This window comes from Lewinella sp. IMCC34183 (assembly GCF_003390915.1).
Taxonomy (GTDB): domain Bacteria; phylum Bacteroidota; class Bacteroidia; order Chitinophagales; family Saprospiraceae; genus Neolewinella.
This window is the reverse complement of record NZ_QMEM01000006.1, coordinates 269,504-286,727: the sequence shown is the minus strand read 5'-3', so window position 1 is coordinate 286,727 and position 17,224 is coordinate 269,504. Positions and strand designations below refer to the sequence as shown.

General features: G+C 63.2%; 17 protein-coding genes. 7 read left to right on the top strand and 10 right to left on the bottom strand.

Features of this window, described 5'->3' with window-relative positions:
* Window positions 1–26: 26 nt before the first annotated feature.
* The 4 genes from DQG19_RS14835 to DQG19_RS14820 all read right to left on the bottom strand — a co-directional run bounded on the left by DQG19_RS14835 (window position 27) and on the right by DQG19_RS14820 (window position 3,094).
* Entirely contained in the window at window positions 27–500 is a 474-nt protein-coding gene (locus DQG19_RS14835; protein ID WP_157974529.1) for a gliding motility lipoprotein GldH, read from the bottom strand.
* Window positions 497–1,663, bottom strand: coding sequence for a molecular chaperone DnaJ (gene dnaJ, locus DQG19_RS14830; RefSeq protein WP_116127057.1), 1,167 nt, complete (start codon window positions 1,661–1,663; stop codon window positions 497–499). The genes DQG19_RS14835 and dnaJ overlap by 4 nt, the downstream gene beginning before the upstream one ends.
* Window positions 1,664–1,704: 41 nt before the next feature.
* Entirely contained in the window at window positions 1,705–2,286 is a 582-nt protein-coding gene (locus tag DQG19_RS14825) for a nucleotide exchange factor GrpE (protein ID WP_116127056.1), read from the bottom strand.
* A gap of 103 nt (window positions 2,287–2,389) precedes the next feature.
* Complete coding sequence (locus DQG19_RS14820) at window positions 2,390–3,094, bottom strand: NUDIX hydrolase (protein ID WP_116127055.1); 705 nt, start codon at window positions 3,092–3,094, stop codon at window positions 2,390–2,392.
* A gap of 95 nt (window positions 3,095–3,189) precedes the next feature.
* On the opposite strand from DQG19_RS14820, the gene DQG19_RS14815 reads away from it, so the two are divergent.
* Both DQG19_RS14815 and murQ read left to right on the top strand, forming a co-directional pair.
* Window positions 3,190–3,942, top strand: a complete 753-nt coding sequence (locus tag DQG19_RS14815) for a hypothetical protein (RefSeq protein WP_116127054.1) — start codon at window positions 3,190–3,192, stop codon at window positions 3,940–3,942.
* Between the two features lie 45 nt (window positions 3,943–3,987).
* Window positions 3,988–4,785 (top strand): N-acetylmuramic acid 6-phosphate etherase, encoded by a 798-nt coding sequence (gene murQ, locus DQG19_RS14810; protein WP_116127053.1) that lies wholly within the window; start codon window positions 3,988–3,990, stop codon window positions 4,783–4,785.
* Here the strand turns inward: murQ and DQG19_RS14805 are convergent.
* From DQG19_RS14805 to DQG19_RS14790, 4 genes are all read right to left on the bottom strand, one after another.
* Entirely contained in the window at window positions 4,741–5,787 is a 1,047-nt protein-coding gene (locus DQG19_RS14805; RefSeq protein ID WP_116127052.1) for an alpha/beta hydrolase, read from the bottom strand. The two genes, murQ and DQG19_RS14805, sit on opposite strands and share 45 nt — an antisense overlap.
* A 90-nt stretch (window positions 5,788–5,877) precedes the next feature.
* Window positions 5,878–7,194, bottom strand: a complete 1,317-nt coding sequence (locus DQG19_RS14800) for a cation:proton antiporter (protein WP_116127051.1) — start codon at window positions 7,192–7,194, stop codon at window positions 5,878–5,880.
* 11 nt (window positions 7,195–7,205) lie between these two features.
* A complete protein-coding gene (locus DQG19_RS14795; RefSeq protein WP_116127050.1) occupies window positions 7,206–7,931 on the bottom strand; it encodes a hypothetical protein in 726 nt (241 codons plus the stop codon).
* Between the two features lie 4 nt (window positions 7,932–7,935).
* Window positions 7,936–10,302, bottom strand: coding sequence for a hypothetical protein (locus DQG19_RS14790; RefSeq protein WP_116127049.1), 2,367 nt, complete (start codon window positions 10,300–10,302; stop codon window positions 7,936–7,938).
* Between the two features lie 151 nt (window positions 10,303–10,453).
* Between DQG19_RS14790 and DQG19_RS14785 the strand changes: the two genes are divergently transcribed.
* The 4 genes from DQG19_RS14785 to DQG19_RS14770 all read left to right on the top strand — a co-directional run bounded on the left by DQG19_RS14785 (window position 10,454) and on the right by DQG19_RS14770 (window position 13,405).
* Window positions 10,454–10,945 (top strand): hypothetical protein, encoded by a 492-nt coding sequence (locus tag DQG19_RS14785; RefSeq protein ID WP_116127048.1) that lies wholly within the window; start codon window positions 10,454–10,456, stop codon window positions 10,943–10,945.
* A gap of 109 nt (window positions 10,946–11,054) precedes the next feature.
* Entirely contained in the window at window positions 11,055–11,630 is a 576-nt protein-coding gene (locus DQG19_RS14780; protein WP_157974528.1) for a hypothetical protein, read from the top strand.
* An 81-nt stretch (window positions 11,631–11,711) separates the two neighbouring features.
* Entirely contained in the window at window positions 11,712–12,140 is a 429-nt protein-coding gene (locus DQG19_RS14775; RefSeq protein WP_116127046.1) for a Dabb family protein, read from the top strand.
* Between the two features lie 71 nt (window positions 12,141–12,211).
* Window positions 12,212–13,405, top strand: coding sequence for a hypothetical protein (locus DQG19_RS14770; RefSeq protein WP_157974527.1), 1,194 nt, complete (start codon window positions 12,212–12,214; stop codon window positions 13,403–13,405).
* Between the two features lie 3 nt (window positions 13,406–13,408).
* Here the strand turns inward: DQG19_RS14770 and DQG19_RS14765 are convergent, their stop codons facing one another.
* Window positions 13,409–15,796: an outer membrane beta-barrel protein gene (locus DQG19_RS14765; RefSeq protein WP_116127044.1), complete on the bottom strand. Its 2,388-nt coding sequence runs from the start codon at window positions 15,794–15,796 to the stop codon at window positions 13,409–13,411.
* 161 nt (window positions 15,797–15,957) lie between these two features.
* On the opposite strand from DQG19_RS14765, the gene DQG19_RS14760 reads away from it, so the two are divergent.
* Window positions 15,958–16,833, top strand: a complete 876-nt coding sequence (locus DQG19_RS14760; protein WP_157974526.1) for a lipid A deacylase LpxR family protein — start codon at window positions 15,958–15,960, stop codon at window positions 16,831–16,833.
* Here DQG19_RS14760 and DQG19_RS14755 read toward each other — a convergent pair.
* The gene (locus tag DQG19_RS14755) at window positions 16,818–17,210 is read right to left on the bottom strand and encodes a DUF3224 domain-containing protein (RefSeq protein ID WP_116127042.1); all 393 of its coding nucleotides are present in this window, start codon (window positions 17,208–17,210) and stop codon (window positions 16,818–16,820) included. The two genes, DQG19_RS14760 and DQG19_RS14755, sit on opposite strands and share 16 nt — an antisense overlap.
* Window positions 17,211–17,224: the final 14 nt, after the last annotated feature.

Here is a 17,224-nt window from a genome sequence, read left to right as displayed (position 1 = left end):
CGTCTCTCGCAGGAGGCTGATTGTGTCTATTCCCCGGACTCAGGCACCGCCACGATCCGAAATCCCAAGCTACTTACTTCCGGCAGGGTGTCGCGACGGGAAAACTGGGTGACCACCAGACGGTGCGGTCCCACTTCGGTAAAGTGGGTACCCTCCTGCAGCGCTATGTCGGTGGTACAGCGTTCGCCGGAGCAGTCGCCGTACCATTCCCCGAAGGTATCCGCGAGCTGCAGGGAAAGCGGCTGGCGAAGGACGGTTGCGTCGGGCAGGTGGGTGCTCAGATCGACGTAAAAATTCTGGAAGGGGAAATCGGTTCCGTGGGTAACGGACAGCACCAAATCGTAAGCACGGGCGGTGTCGCTGACCGGAAAATCGAAGGACACGCTGTCGGCGTAGGCCCAGCCGTCCGGCCCGAGATCGACCGTCTCCTCGTAGGCGACATCGGGCCCGCAGCCCAAAAGCAGGGGCAGCACCAGGCACGTGACTACCCGCAGGCTCACGAAAAGTATTCCTTCATGCGCTCGAAGAAGCCCTTGTCGCCCTTCTCGAGCTTGGGGTCGAAGTTCTCCATGCCGCGCATCCGCTCGAGCAGTTCGGTTTCTTCGCGGGTGAGCTTCTTGGGGGTCCAGAGGTTGACGTGGATCAGCTGGTCGCCGCGGCCGTGGCTCTGCAGGGCGGGAAGGCCCTTGCCGCGCAGGCGGAAGATCTTTCCCGACTGGGTGCCGGCCGGAATCTTGATCTTGACGCGTCCGGCGATGGTGGGCACTTCCACCGAAGTACCGAGGGCGGCATCGGCGAAGTTGAGGTAGAGGTCGTAGATGAGCTTCTGGCCGTCGCGCTGCAGTTCGTCGTGCGGCTTTTCCTGCACGTTGATCAGCAGATCTCCGGGAGGTCCACCACGCCGGCCGGCGTTACCCTTGCCGCGCATACTGAGCTGCATGCCTTCTTCCACGCCGGCGGGGATGTTCACCTCGATGGTGTCCTCGCCGTAGACGCGGCCGTCGCCTTTACAGTTATTACAGGTGGCTTTGATCTGGGTGCCGGTGCCCGAGCAGGTGGGGCAGGTGGTGGTGGTGGCCATCTGGCCGATGAAGGTCGACCGTACTTGACGAACCACGCCGGCACCGCCGCAGGTGCGGCAGGTTTCGACGCTCTCAGCGTCCTTGGCACCCGAGCCGTCACACACGTCACAAACCTTCTGCCGCTTCACCTTGATCCGTTTGGTCACGCCTTCGGCGATTTCCTCCAGGGTAAGGGGCACTTTAATACGCAGGTTGGAGCCGCGCTCGCCGCGGGGTTGCCGCCGGGCTCCGCCGCCGCCGGCACCGCCGCCGAAGAACGAACCGAAGGCACCACCGCCGTCGCCGAACATGTCGCCGAATTGGGACATAATGTCCTCCATCGTCATACCGCCGGGGCCGCCGCTGAAGCCGCCCTGCCCGTTGACGCCGGCGTGGCCGAAGCGATCGTAGCGACCGCGCTTGTCGTCGTCGTTCAGTACATCGTAGGCCTCGGCGGCCTCCTTGAATTTCTCTTCCGCCGCCGTATCGCCGGGGTTGCGATCGGGGTGGTACTTCATGGCCATCTTGCGATAGGCCTTGCGTAACGTATCGGAATCGGCGTTTTTGGGGACACCGAGTACCTCGTAATAATCTCTTGCCATTTGGCTTGTCTTAAAGTTGTTTGGGGCGGGGCCGGAAGGGCCTACTTGCCCACTACCACCTTAGCGTGGCGAATGATGCGGCCTTTTAGGGTGTAACCGCGCTCGATGGTGTCGACCACCTTACCCTTCATATCGGGGGAGGGTACTTCCGTAACTGCCTCAAAGAGGTCCGAATTGTACGGCTCGCCGGTGCTTTCCATCGGCTGCAGTCCCTGGGACGCGAGGGCCGAGAGCAATTTCTTATGTACCAGGCCGATTCCGTTGTTCCAGATTTCGGCCGTAGCCTCATCCTTCTCGGCCAATTGGGCGGCGCGGTCGAAATCATCGAGGACGGGCAGCAGCGACTTCATCGTCTTGCTGCCGGCGGTGTCCATCATCTCCAGGCGCTCGCGCTGAGTGCGGCGCTTGTAGTTGTCAAACTCGGCATATAGGCGCAGGTAGCGGTCCTCCTTCTCCTGCAGGCGCTTTTCCAGTTCGTCCACGTCGACGGTTTCCGGGCGGTCTTCCTGTAGGTCTCCGTCGGTTTTAAGGTCCTTGTCCACCACCTGTTCTTCGGGGGCGGCGTCGCTGTGTTCGAGCATTTCGTCGTCCACGATGGGCTCTTCGCCGTTCTTCTTACTCATCTTTCTAAAAAATTTTCGCACTACATCAGGGAGCAAAAAGGGGGCCACGGCCGCTGACGGTAATTATGTCAGGCCATATCGACAAAACCGGACAGCCCGTCCGTTATCCTTTCACTTCAAAACTGAAGCCCGCCTTGGTCAGGGCCTGGTACCGGGCTTCGTCGAAGCGGTACAGCCGTGCCGGGCGGTGCGACACTCCCTGCTGGAAACGTTCCAGCGGGATGATCAGCTTCATCGACAGGATCTTTTTGCGGAAGTTTCGCTTCTCCAGTTCCGTACCCCAGATGGCTTCGTAGAGGTGCTGCAGCTGGGTGAGGGTGAACTCCGGCGGAAGGAGGTTGAACCCGATCGGCCGGGTACGGATGCTCTCCTGCAGCTGGGCGATGGCGGCCCGTACGATGTCCGCGTGGTCGAACGCCAGCTGGTCGAGGTGCTGCAGGGTATGCCAGGCGACCTCGCGGGAGAGCCCGAGGGCGCGCGGGCTGAAGTCGGCGACCTTGACCAGGCTGTAGTAGGCCACCGTGATGACCCGCCCGTAGGGGTGGCGGTCGGGCGTGCCGAACGTTTGCAATTGCTCGAGGTATACTTGGTCGAGTCCGGTAGTTTCCCGCAGCACGCGCTTGGCTGCCTCCTCCAGGTCCTCGTTCTGCCGCACGAAATACCCCGGCAGCGCCCAGCGGTCGGCGTAGGGCTCCTCGTTACGCAGGATCAGCAGCACCTTGAGCTCGCCCTCATCGAAGCCAAAAATGACGTTGTCGACCGTGAAGGCGGATTTAAAGTGGCGGTCAAAACTATTTTCTGGGTCCAATGCCGGTGCTTTGCGCAAATATAGCACAAGTCGGCAGGCAGGCCATTCCGTCGGGCGGGGCCGCGGGTGCGGAGGGGGCGGGGTATATTGTGGCCGTGAAATACCTGCCGTCCATTCTGCTGCTGTTGCTGACGGGCAGCCTGCTTTCCGCCCAGGTTGCGGCGGATAGCCTGACCAGTTCGCCCGGGGTAGCCGACGTCATCGACCGCTACCTGGCGCGGATCGGCGGCGAGGCGGCCTGGCATGAGCTCTCGGCGCTGCAGCTCACGGGCGACGCTGACGTGCGCGGCATGCACTTCCCCTTCACCGATACGTGGGCCGCCGGCGACCGGCGCCGGCTGCAACTGGACATCCAGGGGAACCTGATGGTGCAGGCCAACGACGGTACTACGGGCTGGCTTTACTTCCCCATGCAGGGGATTACCCGCCCCCGCGAGATCACCCCGGAAGACGGCATCGACCTGCGGGTAAGCCCCTTTCCCGACGCCTTCCTCGACACGTCGGATCCCGGAGCCCGCCTGACGGGCGTCCCGGGGCGGGAGGTCGAGGGGCGGAGTACCTACGGCGTTCAGGTGACCCACGCGCGGAAGATCGACCGCACGTACTATTTCGACCGGGAAACCAATCTGCCCGTCTTGTATACCTACGTGGTCCAGTCCGGGCCCCTGGAGGGCTTTCCGGTAGACACCTACCTGCGGGACTACGAAAAGGTAGACGGCCTGCTGTTGCCCATGCTGGTGGAACAGCGTTTGCGCGGCCGTACCACGCTGCGGTTGACGGTTCGTAAGGTCAACCGTAATCCGGAGCTCGCACCCGACTACTTCTCCATGCAGAGCGTGATGAAGTAGCGCTGTCCCGCCAGCCCGTACCTTGCTCACCGAACTTAACCGACCATGAAGATCACCGAACAACCGGGGCCCTACCGGCACCTGGAGAACCGCTCCGCCCGGGAGTTGCTTACGTTCATCAACGAGCAGGACCGCAAGGTGGCCCCCGCCGTGGCCGAGTGCATTCCCGCACTGACCGACCTGGTGGAGGCGATCGTGCCCCGCATGGAGCGGGGAGGGCGGCTCTTCTACATCGGCGCCGGTACCAGCGGCCGGCTCGGCGTACTTGACGCCAGCGAATGCCCGCCCACCTTCGGCGTACCGGCGGGGATGGTGGTGGGAATAATCGCCGGCGGAGACCGGGCCCTGCGCGACGCGGTGGAAGCCGCGGAGGACAGCGACAACCAGGCCTGGACCGACCTGGCCGACCACGCGCCGCACCGCGACGATATCCTCGTGGGGATCGCGGCCAGTGGCACCACGCCCTACGTGATCGGTGGCCTGCGACGCGCGCGGGAAGCAGGGCTGCTGACCGGCTGCGTGACCTGCAACCCGGGTGCTCCCGTAACGGAGGTATGCGACCATCCCATCGTGGCCGTCGTCGGACCCGAAGTGGTCACGGGAAGTACCCGCATGAAGTCGGGTACCGCGCAGAAGCTGGTCCTGAATATGATCACGACGGCGGTGATGATCCGCCTGGGCCGGGTACGGGATAACCGGATGGTCGACATGAAGCTCAGCAACGCCAAGCTGATCGATCGCGGCACGAAAATGATCGTGGAATCTACCGGGATGCCCTACGACGAGGCCCGGCGCCGGCTACTCGAAGCGGGCAGCGTCCGCGACGTAATCGACGGGCAGTAGGGCTTCCATGCCGAGGACTTCCTGGCAGAAGTTGGCCATCACCCGCTGGGGGGCCATCCAGTCTTTCGACTTGATGTCGCTGGCCACGAAGTGGGTCTTGGGCGTAGGCAGCGCGACCAGGAGCTTCTGGTCCGTGGGCGTAGCAAAGGCTTCGTGGACGCCGGGGAAGCGGGTAACTTCCACATGCTGGTCCTTCTGGACGAAATTCTGCTTGTAGTACACGGTGAGGACGGGACACCGCACGGCGGCGAAGGTGCTGTCGAGCATGGTAGTCTGCACCAGGATCTGGAGGTTGACGAGTGCCTCGGAGGGGTATACTGTATCGAAGTACTGGGCGGCGCCGGGTTCGTCCTGCGCGACCTTCTTGTTGGTCCCGAAGGATGCCAGACGCGCCAACTCGTGGCCCCACGGGCTCATAAGCAGCCCGGCGCCCGGCTGGTCGTCTTCCACGTTGGGGCCGACGTTGATGAGCGCGTAGACGTCGTCGGGGAAGATAGCGGCGAGCTTCAGGGCCAGGGTGCCACCGGTCGAGGTGGACATGACGATCACCCGCTTGCCGATGCGCTTACCGATGGCCAGCGCCTCCCGTGCGTCGGCCCAGGCGGCTTTGGGGGTGAACTCCCGCAGGGCTTCGCCGGCCTGCAGCCCGTGTCCGGACCAGCGGCCGAGGTAGGCGTTGGCACCGAAGATGGCGGCCAGATTGACGTTCACGGGGAACCCGTCGCGGTAGCTACCCGCGAAGCCGTGCAGGTAGACGAAGGCGAACTCCGTCACCTGCGGTACGCTGTCCCGCCAGACGATACGCGCCTCGTTGTTGGGCCGGGTGGCGGCCAGTTCCTCGTGGTCATGGATTCCCTGTTGCAGCAGGCCGAGATCGTCGGGGACATCGGGCAGGTCGGCGGCATAGAAAGGCTGCTCGATACGGGGGCCGGCGAGCCAGGCGAAGGCCACGACCGAGAGAACGGCGCCGGCGGCCAGGAGGGTCAGGGGAGATAACGTCACGCTATCCTAACACTAAGTTTACGGCGATGTTAACCCGCCGGACCGGGGTTGACGGCGTACACCGCACCCGCGTACCCGCCTCACCGGTTTCTAGTGGTTGGGGTCCGGCTCGGGGGCCACGTCGGCGAGGGTGGGGGCCTTCCACCGCTCGTAACCCACGGGGGCTTCGCTGACCTTACGGATGGCCGCGGAGGTGCGTTTCTTATCGACCACCATGGAGAAGGTCATGATGAGGCTGGTGCCGATGATGATGAACAGCAGGACGCCCGGCTCGAAACCCTCGACCGTCAGCTCCGTCGGGATCGCGTAGAAAAGAAGGATCGTGATCAGCCCCCGCGGTGCCACGAAGAGCTGGGGAAAGATGTCGGGCCCGATGAAGACGCGCAGCAGCACGAAGCGGATCACGTAAATGCTCAGGATGATGAGCAGGCTGACGATGGCCACGTCTACGCTGAAGAGGGTGGCCAGCGAGATGGTGATGCCGAAGATGACGAAGAAAAAGGTGCGTACCACGAAGGCGGTCTCTACCGTGACCACGTGCAGCCCCTCGTAAATGTGCAGGGCCTTCTTGTAATTGAGCCAGTTCTTGAGGGGGCCCCGGAAGAACAACCGCATGTTGGCGATGATGAGGCCAAAGGTGAGGATAATGATCAGCGAGGAAAGGTGAATGGTCTTGCCTAGCGCATACAGCAGCAACAGGACGGCGATCAGCAGGAAAAGCTTGACGTGGCTCTTGATGTTCTGGAAGATGAGTACGATGGCGTAGCTGGCCACCACGGAAGCCGCAATGGTCAGCAGGATGTTGCCGAGGTAGGCCAGACCGCTGGCGTGGTGTTCGACGACGTCGAGGCTATCCTCGGCCACCGGCATCGGGATCTGGCTGACGACGAAGTAAAACAGCATGATGCCGAGGATATCGGAAAAGGTACTTTCGTAGATGTGGAACTCCCGCTTGGAAGCCTTGAGCCCCGCGACGCTGGGGATGATGATGGCGCTGCTGAGGATGGAGAGCGGGGTGGCGTAGAGCCAGGCTACCTCGGTGGTCATGCCGTCGATGAACTCGTGCAGGATCAGGGCCGCCACCCAGGTAGACGCGATAAGCCCGAGGGCCGCTACCAGCAGGGCCTTGCCGATAGAGATGAGCTTATCGCTGTCGAGTTTGAGCTCAAGCGCCGCCTCCAACACGATCATGATCAGCCCGATGATACCCAGAATCTGCAGCACGGGGAAGAAATCGAGTTGCCCCAGCCCGACGGCATCGAGGCCGAATTTGATGACGATACCCAGTACGATGAGCATCAGGACGGAGGGGACGTTCGTCCGTTTTGACACCTCCCCGAAGAAGAAGGAGAAGATAATGATGACGGAGGCCGCCATGATGATGAGGTAGGGATCGACGTTCTGCATGGGGGGATAGGCTAGCGTTGGGCGATGGTAGCGGGGTAGCCCCACTCGTCGAGCAGGGCGAGCAATTCGGTTAGGTGTTTTTCCTCCCGGACGGAGAGGCGCGCCGAGATGCCGGAGCTGCCGTACTCGGCGTACGACAATTCGGGGCGAAAGCTGCGATCGAGGTAGGGGGTGGTGGTGAGGCGGTCGGCGAGGTCGCGCAGGGCATCCGCCTTGCCGTCGGCGGGCCGAAGGTGAAGCTGGTAGTAGCCCCCGATATCCTTACCGGTGATGAGGCTGTAGCCCTGGGTCAGCAGGGAGCTGTAATTGACGAAGTGTAGTCCCTCACCCGTCTGCAGGTAGAGACCGAAGCGGGTTACGCGGCTGATGACGCCCGTATACCGTTCGGTCTTCATGCGTTTACCGACGCTGACGAGCGGTACGGCGAGGACGATGCGGCCGCTGAGGTAATCGCGCAACCGCGAGAAACCGGCGGCCACCAGCAGCAGCAGGATGACCCCGTGCAGCAGGGGGTTAATGAAGACGAACACGGCCGCCAGCAGCAGCACCGTGATGGGCTCGTAGTACAGCAGGAAGGGGGCGATCACGTTGTAGGCACCGGCCCGGATGCCCTGGGTGCGGCGGGTGAGCTGCAGCCGGTCGCGGAGCAGCGACAGCAGGGCGTAGATGCCGTACAGGATGGCGGCCGCCAGGAAGAGGTCGATCCAGGTGAAGTGGGGTAGGGCGGGGGCTTCCATGGCGTCAGAGGGAGTATTTGAGGTAGGCTTCGGTCTCGAGCATGCCGCCGATGTCGTTGACGACGTTCTCGGCCACCTCCAGGCTGCCGTCGGGGGTGCGCGTCAGCAGACCGATCCGCAGCAGGCGCTGCAGGATGCTGGCGTAGCGTTCCTGGTAGGCGGGGCCGAACAGCTTCCGCAGCCGGTAGTCGCGTACCCGCTTTTCGAGCAAAATGGTGGCCAGCAGGGTAGCGGTATCGGGCGAGAGGAAGGCCGGCAGGCTGTAGCGGCGGCCGGCCGGCTGGTAGACGTGGTCTTCGTCGTACCGTTCCGTAAAGTAGGCCCAGCGGTTGATGGTTTCGCCTACGTTGCCGTCGGTGGACCGGTAAAGGCGCCGCACCATCTTGGCGAAGGCGGCTTCGCTGACCGGCTCGCCGTCGGGGTCGACCATCACCTTGTGGGTGGCACCGTGACGGATGCGCACGGCCTTTTCCATATCCGGGAGCGAGAAAGTGTCGAGGTTGATCTGCGACTGGAACACGCGCCCGAGGTCGAGGAAGCGGTTGAGGTGCTGATAGACGGCATTGCTGGTAGAAACCAGGTAAAAGATGCGCCCGGAATAGTCGTCGATGTGTTCGCCCAGGGCGCGGACGTTGGCCGCCAGGGTGCAGTCGCCGTCGGCCCAGGTTTCCAGGTCGTCGATCCAGACCAGGGGGCGGGCCTGGAGGGTATACTTCTGCACGAAGGACAGGGCGGCGGCCAGGTCGCAGGTCGTCTTCGTACGCCGGCCCTGCACCGTTACCGAACTGTTGGGCTGGAGGCGGATCGTTTCTCCGGCGAAGAAGCGGTTGGTGATGAGCTCCCCGAACAGCGTCTTTCCGGCCAGGCGGTTGCCGGTCAGTACCACGGAGCCCCGGTAGCCCAGCTGCCAGTTGTCGATCAGTAGGCGCATGTGCTCGGTTTCACTTTCGCGACCCACCAGGAAGGATTCGCCGATGTAGCCCCGGGTCATGAGGATGTTGGTATAGGCGGCGTTGGCAGGAGAGAGGGTGCGTTGCCGCACTACCCGCACGGTCTTTTCGCTGAGGCTGAGCTTTTCCTCGCGCACGGCGTCGCCAAGGAGCTTGCTGAGTCCCGTCACGTGGCGGCCGAGCCAGGTCCGTACCGTGGTGACCCATCGACCCTGCCGGCGGGTGAAGGCGTCGATTCCTGTTTGGAGGGGCAGGGGCAGGAAGCCCGGCATAGGGCGGTAGGCGGAGCTGAGGTAGAGGTCGCGGTCGATTAGAACCGCCAGCCGCTCCCGGATTTCTGCGTACTGCTCTCGCCGTTCCCGCGTGCGCTCCAGGAACACGGCGAGGGGCTGGGCGAGCTGGGAATTGTCCACGGTGATCTCCTGGCCGGCTTTGACTTCATTGGACAGCAGGAGGGCGCGGTTGCGCACGTTGGCTACCGCCACGTGGAGTCCGTTGTTGATCTGCTCGCTCAGTTCCCAGAGCTCGTAGACGAGCGGCATCACTTCGGCACTCACCCACTGGTCGGTGGACCAGCGGAAGTTGATTTCCTTGAACTGGAGGATGCCCCCCGCGGCCGCGGCGGTGACGCGTTGCTTATCGGGCAGCCCCGCGATCAGGGCGTTTACGCGGTTGGTGTAGTGATCGAGGCGGGGGGGTGTCGCTTCGTCGTTGACGCTGTCGTCGAGCCGGGCGGCCACGATACCGGGGCGCTCCGGCTCGGTATTGCCGTCGCGAACGAAATGGATGATCTCCTCGGCGCGGCTTACGGCGCGGGTGATCAGTTGCTCGCTGCGGGTAAGAATATCGGCGAGCTGGCGGCGCAGGTCGGCAAAGCGATCGGCTAGTTTATCCAGTTGCTGGTACTCCAGGGCGAGCGCCTCCGACTGCCCGGCGATCCGCTGCAGCTGATCGCGGTAGACCGGCCACGGGTTATGCTGGAGCTTCCAGGCGTTCAGCTGGCGCTTGCGCTGCTTTTCGTTGCGTTGCAGGGCTTCGAGCTGGGCCTTGTGGTCGGTGTCCCACTCCTGCAGGGCATCCGTGAGGGCGGCCCGGCTGCGGGCGTAGAGGTCGTTGACGGCGTCGGGGTCCGCAAGGCCTTCCTGTACGCGCAGCGAGGCGATCTGCACCTGAAGCTGGACGTTGCGGTAGAGGAGCAGGAAGTGCTTGGCGCGCTCGGCCCACTCGAAGTGGGTCAGGCGGCATTCCAGGTCGGTGGGATCTTCGGCCTCGCCGACGGGGCAGGCTTCACCGCGGGCGACCATGGCCTCGGCCATCTCCCGGGCGTGGCGGGCCATCTCGTCGATGGGGCCATCCGGATCGACGCGTTCGACGGCGCGCTGGGCGGCCGCGGTAAAGGAGACGGGCAGGTCGGCGATCATAGGGGCAAGATAGGCACGGGGCGGAACACCGGCCCCGCACATCGGATGTGCTCCACATCCGATGTGCGGGTGCTGAAAACCAACAAATAAGTGTTAAGGCGTGAGGCCGGCCGATAATTACTCGTTGTACTGATACAGCAACCCCGTCTCCATGAAGCAATACCTACTTCCCGTCTTTCTTTTTAGTTCCCTTTTCGCGGCTGCCCAGACCCTCACCATCCCGGACGTCACCTACGACGGCCCGGAGGACTACGCCGCCCAGCACGATAAAATTATCGAGGTGGTCAACCACCTGGAAAACTTCCCCGCCGACGTCTACACCGATCACCGGCAGGACGCCGCGGCCTACCTGATGACCTGGCTGCAGGGCAGTCCCGACGTCACCGTGACCGTGGAAACCTACGCCGCTCCCCTCATGGGCTACGGCGAGTCGCTGGTGATCTTTATGGGCGAGTACGCCAAGCACGTAATCCAGGATCCCGAGGCCGACGTCCTCACCTACAACGTAGCGGCCATGGAGAGTGTCATCAATTACTACCGCGACAACGTGGACGTCTTCGGCCGCAACAAGGCCTTCGACAAGCTCGCCAAGCTCCAGGAGAAGGGCAGGCTCGAAAAATACATTGGTAAGCAACTCAGCTAGGCCAGCCCCCGGGCACCCCATTATATAGTTTTTATCCGGGCGTATGCCACGTTTCCGGCGGCCCCTCCACACACGGGCCCCGGCTTCGTACGCCCCCAATTCGACCCCCATGAAGCAAGCCTTACCCCTTTTGCTTTTCCTGTTTTCCTTCGCTGTTTTCGCCAATGCCCCCGTGGCGGTTCCCGCCGCCAGCGCGGTACCGGTCACCGTCACCGACCCCATCACCGGGGGGGGCGACAAGGGTACGACGGTCGAGAGGGCGGATAGCTCCACCGCTCCTCGCCTGCAGACCTTCACCGAGCAGCACCACCGGGTCATTGCCCTGATCGATTTTTTGCAGGATACGCCGGCCGACAAGGATGTCGCCCAGCGTAAGCAGGCCACCGCCCAGATCGAAGCCTGGCTGGACCGGACCAATGACGTAAGTGTAGAAGTGGACGAAAAACTCCGCCCTTACCTGCGGTACGGCGAATCGAAGGCTATCTTCATGGGCCGCTACGCCCAGTTCGCTCTCATGCACCCCACCACCGACTACGTGGCCGCTAATATCGCCGGCGTATACAGCGTGGTTTCCTACTACCTCGACAATAAGGAGGCACTGGGCTTTGACGTGCTGCTCGAAAAGCTCGTCGATATGCGCGCAAAGGGCCGGCTCCGCGGATTTATCAAACGCCGCGTGAGCTAGGCCCGGCCGCGACCAGTGACCAACTTTCGGAAGGGGTGAGGACGGCTACCGTTCTCACCCCTTATCGTTTATCTTACGGGCATGATCACCCGCCTCTTCATTCCCTTCCTGCTGGCCGTACTCGTCACCGCCTGCCAGGAGGAACCAGCCCCGCCCGTCATGGATACCCCCGCCGTCGTTGATGCCGCCCCCGAGCCGGACAGCCTGCTCCGGCACGCCGTATTCTTTTCGTTCAAGGAGTCTGCTTCTCCGGAGCAGATCACGGAAGTGCAGCAAGCCTTCAGTGCCCTACCCGACCAGATCGACGGCATCGTCGACTACGAATGGGGCACCAACAACAGCCCCGAAGGCCTCAATAAGGGCTTCACCCACGCCTTCTTCGTCACCTTCGAGGATGAGGACGCCCGCGCCGCCTACCTGCCGCACCCGGCACACCAGTCCTTCGGGGAAAAGCTCGGACCCATCCTAGATGACGTATTCGTGGTAGATTATTGGTCGCGAAACGACTGACCCTAGCGGCGGGCGGCCTATTTTAGGGGAGCACCTCCCACCATACGGCCCGCCGCGGGCATCAAGTTCCTATGCGTCCGATACCCACCGCCCTTTACATATGCTACCTTTTTCTCTGCACCTGCGCCCCCGACCCTGCGCCATCCTATCAGTTGCCCGAGGGCATGGAATGGGGCCTTGAGAAAGGCCAGCCAGTCGGATACGTCGACAACTCCAACAAATACGGTGGCTTTCGCCTCGACCTGACGCAGGATTCGGCGCGGCTGTACCAACCCTTCCTGGACCACTCGGAAAAGTACCCGGCCTACGCCGCCGACAGCACCGCCCGCTTTCCCGACTCGCTATACTTCACTTACCAGGTAGAGGGCGACAGCAGCCTGCATGCGGTGATCCGCTCCCCCGACGGGGGACGCTGGGAACACCGCTACGCGCCCGTTGCCAAGCTCGAGAGCTACCCCTTGCCGAAGACCGTGGCCGGCCGGACCTACCTGCTTGACCTGAACGATTCGCCCATGCTGTTGCGCTTCCCGGAGGAAAGGGTCGGCCCGAACGGAAAGATCATGGCCGCGGATGTGGTTCTGCTTGCCAGCCTGGCTGATCGCCGGGCGGAATTCGGGACCTTCGGCATGAGCCTGCTGGATCCGGAAACCGGTGTCCTGAAGGCGTACTACCGTATCCGGCCACAGGATGACGGCAGCCTGCGCCACAGTATCCTCCTCGTCACCGGCGACGGCGACGGTGGGGCACAGGCATACCAGCTGCTCGACGACGATACCCAGCGCACCGTGGCGGGCCCCTTTCCGCTCGCCCCCTATGCCTCCGTGGTGCCGTCAACCGTCACCGAAGCCGACCTGATAGACCTGCTCAACCGCGGGCGGGTGGAGGTGGAAAAGGTGACCGCAGAGCCGGACTCGGTGGGGATCCGCTACGAATACGAGGAGCCCTTCCGCACGAGTGGAGGGATCGTAGCGGAAGAACTGGCCTCCCTCGATTTTGAATTCCGCGAGGACAATACTTATTACGCCTTCGCCGGCGATCGACTCATCTCAACGGGACGGTGGAAGCTGAGCTACGACCGGAACTTCATCACCCTATACAGCCCGGGATATACCGGTGGCGGAGCCAAACTCATCCAGCGCTTTGGACCGGACGAGATCGCCTTTCCCTTTACGGTGATGATTGAGACCGCGGAGCCGAAGGGGGTGGAATTGCTGTCCTACTACGAGGCCGAGGTGATGCTTCACTTCAGGGATCCGGCACGCTAGCGCCTATTCGCCCAGCCGGCCGCGCTCCTCTTCGCTGGCGCTGTTCCGGCGATCCCGACCCTTTAGAAAGCGGTTGCCGAACTTGTAGGTGACCTTGGCGGAGAAGACTGGCGCCTCCCAAGTGGACAGGATATCCATATCCTGTTGCTGGTAATCGATGGTGCCGGAGAAGTACTTCTGCACGATACCGTCGGCGGTCAGCACCAGGTTGAGGCGATCGTCCAGGAAGTCCTTTTCCAGGCCCGCATCCAGTCCGTACATGGGGTTGAAGCGGATGATGCCATCCAGCCCCTTACCCTGGTAGAAGCCGCTGGCCTGCAGCTTCCAGTCGCGGGGCAGTTTGACGTCGACCTGCAGGAAACCGGTGACGCTCAGCTGGTCCTGGTCGAGCACGCCGCCGAGGTAATCGCTGGTGTAATCGTTGTAGTATATCATAGCGCCCCCGTAGCCGCTGACGGCCTTGCCGATCCAGTCGAGCGGAAAGAAGAGGCTGCCGCCGTAGCGCACGTAGCGATCGAGGTTGACGGTGGTCTGGAAAGCGACACCGGATGAGTCGTTCTGCTCGGTCACGTCGCTCAGGATGTTGCTGGTAAAGTCGTAACTCAGATTGAGGAAGGGTTGCTTTTCGTAGGTCACCGAAAGCTGACCGCTGTGGATCAGCTCCGGTTGCAGGAAGGGGTTACCCTTCTCGTAGGTCAATGGGTCGATGAAGGTCACGAAGGGGTCCAGGTCGTAGTAGCTCGGCCGCTCGATGCGGTAGCTGTACGCCAGGCTCCAGCCCAGCGGGCCGGCCAGGGGGGCGCTCACGCTCAGACTGGGGAAGAACTGGGCGAATTCGCGCGGGGTCAGGCTGTCGATGGTCACGTTGTAGCCCTCCATGCGGGTGTGCTCGTAGCGCAGGCCGGCGTTGGCGCTCCAGTCGCCGCTCTCCCAGGCCAGGGCGGCGTAGGCGGCGGAGATGTCCTCATCGTACAGGAAGCGGTTCGACAGGCGGGTATCCAACTCAAATTTCCCGTTCCGCGCTTCCTTGGCTACCAGTTCGTTGTCGAGGGCGGCGCGGCTCACTTTGGCACCGGCCGTAATCACGTAGCCCCCGGCGACCGGCAGGCGGTAGTCCAGTCGGGCGCTGCGGATCTCCGCATCCGAGGGCTCCAGGTTCAGGCGGTCGTTGTAGCCGCCGCCGTCGCTGACGAGCGTATTGCGGCTGTCGCGGGTGAAGGTGTTAAGGCTGCCGTCGAAGGTGAGCTCCTGTCCGTTGGTGTCGAGCTGGATGCGGTAGTAGGCGTCCAGGTTCAGGTTGTCGTAGTCGCGGCTGCGGTCGCGGAAGGTGGTGAAGGATTCCTCGAGCTCGCTGCTGGCGGGCCGAACGATGCGGGTAAAGTTGCGCCCCGTCAGGTCGCTGGTCCCTAAGTTGTAGCGCCCGCTGATCCCAACGCGGTGGCGGGGGTGCGGGTCGTAGTCGGCGCTCAGCTGGGTGGCGTAGCTGTTGGGGGTGCCTTCCAGGCGGTTGCTCTGCACGTAGGTGCGGTCGGGGAAGCGGCGCGTCAGGTCCAGCCCCTCGACCCACGCGCGGTGGTTGTAGCTGACGCTGCCGTTGAGGTTGAGGCCGCCCGACTGGTGGCTGAGCTGGGCGCCGGCGCGGTACTTGGGCAGCTCGCCGTAGCCACCGCCCAAGTACACCTGACCGTTGGTGCCCAGGAGCTGGTTCTTCTTCAGGACGATGTTGATCACCCCGCCGTTGCCCTCGGCATCGTAGCTGGCCCCGGGCTGGCTGATGACCTCGATGGATTTGATGTTGTCGGCGGGCATGTCGCGCAAGAGGCTGTTGATGTCGAGGTACTTGGTGGGGCGGCCGTCGATCAGGATGGTGAGGCCCGACTTGCCGGCCATGCTGATGCGGTCACCGGCCACGACGACTCCGGGCACCTTCTTCAGCAGGTCGACGACGCTGCCGCCCTGCCCGGTGATGGACTCGTCCACGTTCACCACCAGCTTTCCGGCCTTCTGCTCCAGGAAGGGGCGCCGGGCCGTCACCTCCACCGTCGCCAGGTCGGTGGCCGTTTGCTGCAGGTCGTAATCGGGAAGGGTGAGGACCTCCTCCGCGGCGAGCGTGAAGGGCGGATGATCCGTCTGCGACAACCCGATGCCGGAGGTACGGACAAAGTAATCCGCCGCCGCCAGCCCGGAGAAGCGAAAGCGCCCGTCGGCGTCCGACAGTTCCAGCTTGACAACGGCGGAGTCGGCCGCGGCCAGGAGGATCACGTTGGTGAACTCCGCCGGCTGAGAACCCGTGGTGACGCGTCCGGCTACGGAAGCCTGCTGGCCAAAGAGGAGGGCGGGGCCGCAGGTGCAGAGGAATAACAGAAAGGACAGGGGGGCTTGGTTTCGCATAGTGGAAGTGTGCTGGGGCTAGTCGATTACGGTGCGAAGGTGGACCCCTGCGCTGCCTTATGCACATCCGTCCGACCGGAGGCGAGGTCCCTTCGACGAAAGTGACGACGGAAGCGTGGTTGGGTTGCAACCGGCCGGTGATTTACCCCGTACCTGTTCCCGTGCGATACCTTCTGTTACTGCTTTGCTGGTCCTCTGCGCTGTCCGCCCAGGACGACCACTACTTCCGGCTGACCTACGCCAACGACTACTTTGGCGCTACCGACTACTACTTCACCCAGGGCATCCGCCTGGAGTACGGTAGCGAACGGGACGGCTGGTTGCTGGCGCAGGAGGGCTACACGCCGACCAGCATCCGCGACGACCGGATCCGCTACGGCGACCGCCCCTACGCCGGGGCCCTTTACGTGGGCTACCGGCGGGCGATCCCGACGGGTACGAATTGGTCCTTCAGCCACCAACTCATCGCGGGGGTGATGGGGCCGTGGTCCCTGGCCGCCGCGGAACAGCGCTATATCCACGACCGTACCGGCAACGTGGCGCCGCGGGGCTGGAAGTACCAGATCGCCAACGACCTGCTGCTGAATTACCGCGTGAATGCGCGGCGGACGCTGTTGGATTTTCGCTACCTCCGGCTGGATGGCCTGGCGTCGGCGCGAGCGGGCACCTACCACAGCCGCCTACAGCTGGGACCGGACCTGCGAATAGGCGTACTGCCGGTAACCGACGCTGCCGGTAAGCGCCGCCGGTTTGAATTGGCGCTGCACCTGCGCCCCGCGGCCCACCTGAACCTCTATGACGCCACCCTGCAGGGCGGCCTGCTTAACCGGGATAGTCCCTACACCCTGACAACCGATGAAGTACGGCGGTTAGTGGGTAGCGTGGACGTCGGGATCGCTGTCGGGCGACGAAAGTGGGGGGTCTCCTTCACCCGTACGTACCTCAGTCCTGAATTTTCGGGTGGGCGACCCCACGACTGGGGGACCATTCAGTTGCGGATCGGCGGAGGAGTCGCGCCGACCTATGGCAGCTGGTAGTCGAAGTCGTACTGGTGGGTACCCCCTTCATTGCGAATGTCCATCGTGCCGGACAGGCCGGTGAGCTCGCCGGTGGCGGTATCCGGTACGACTTCGACGATAAGGCGGGAGTTGCCACCCTGCATGGTGCCGAAGTGCTGCAGCACGAAGGTGCCCTTCTTACCTTCCAGACTACCGTCCACCTTTTCGATGGCGACGTAGCCGGCCGACCCCTTGACGGTGGCCATGCCGGTCAGCATTTCGCCCCGGCTGGTAGCCTCGAGGGGACCGGAGAAGGTCTTATCTAGGGACATGCGGCCGAGCGCGGCCCCGCTTTTGGTCTGGGCGTAGGGTTCGAGGGGCTGCATCTTTACCTGAAAGGTTCCGGTGGTTTTCATGGCGGTGGGGCGTT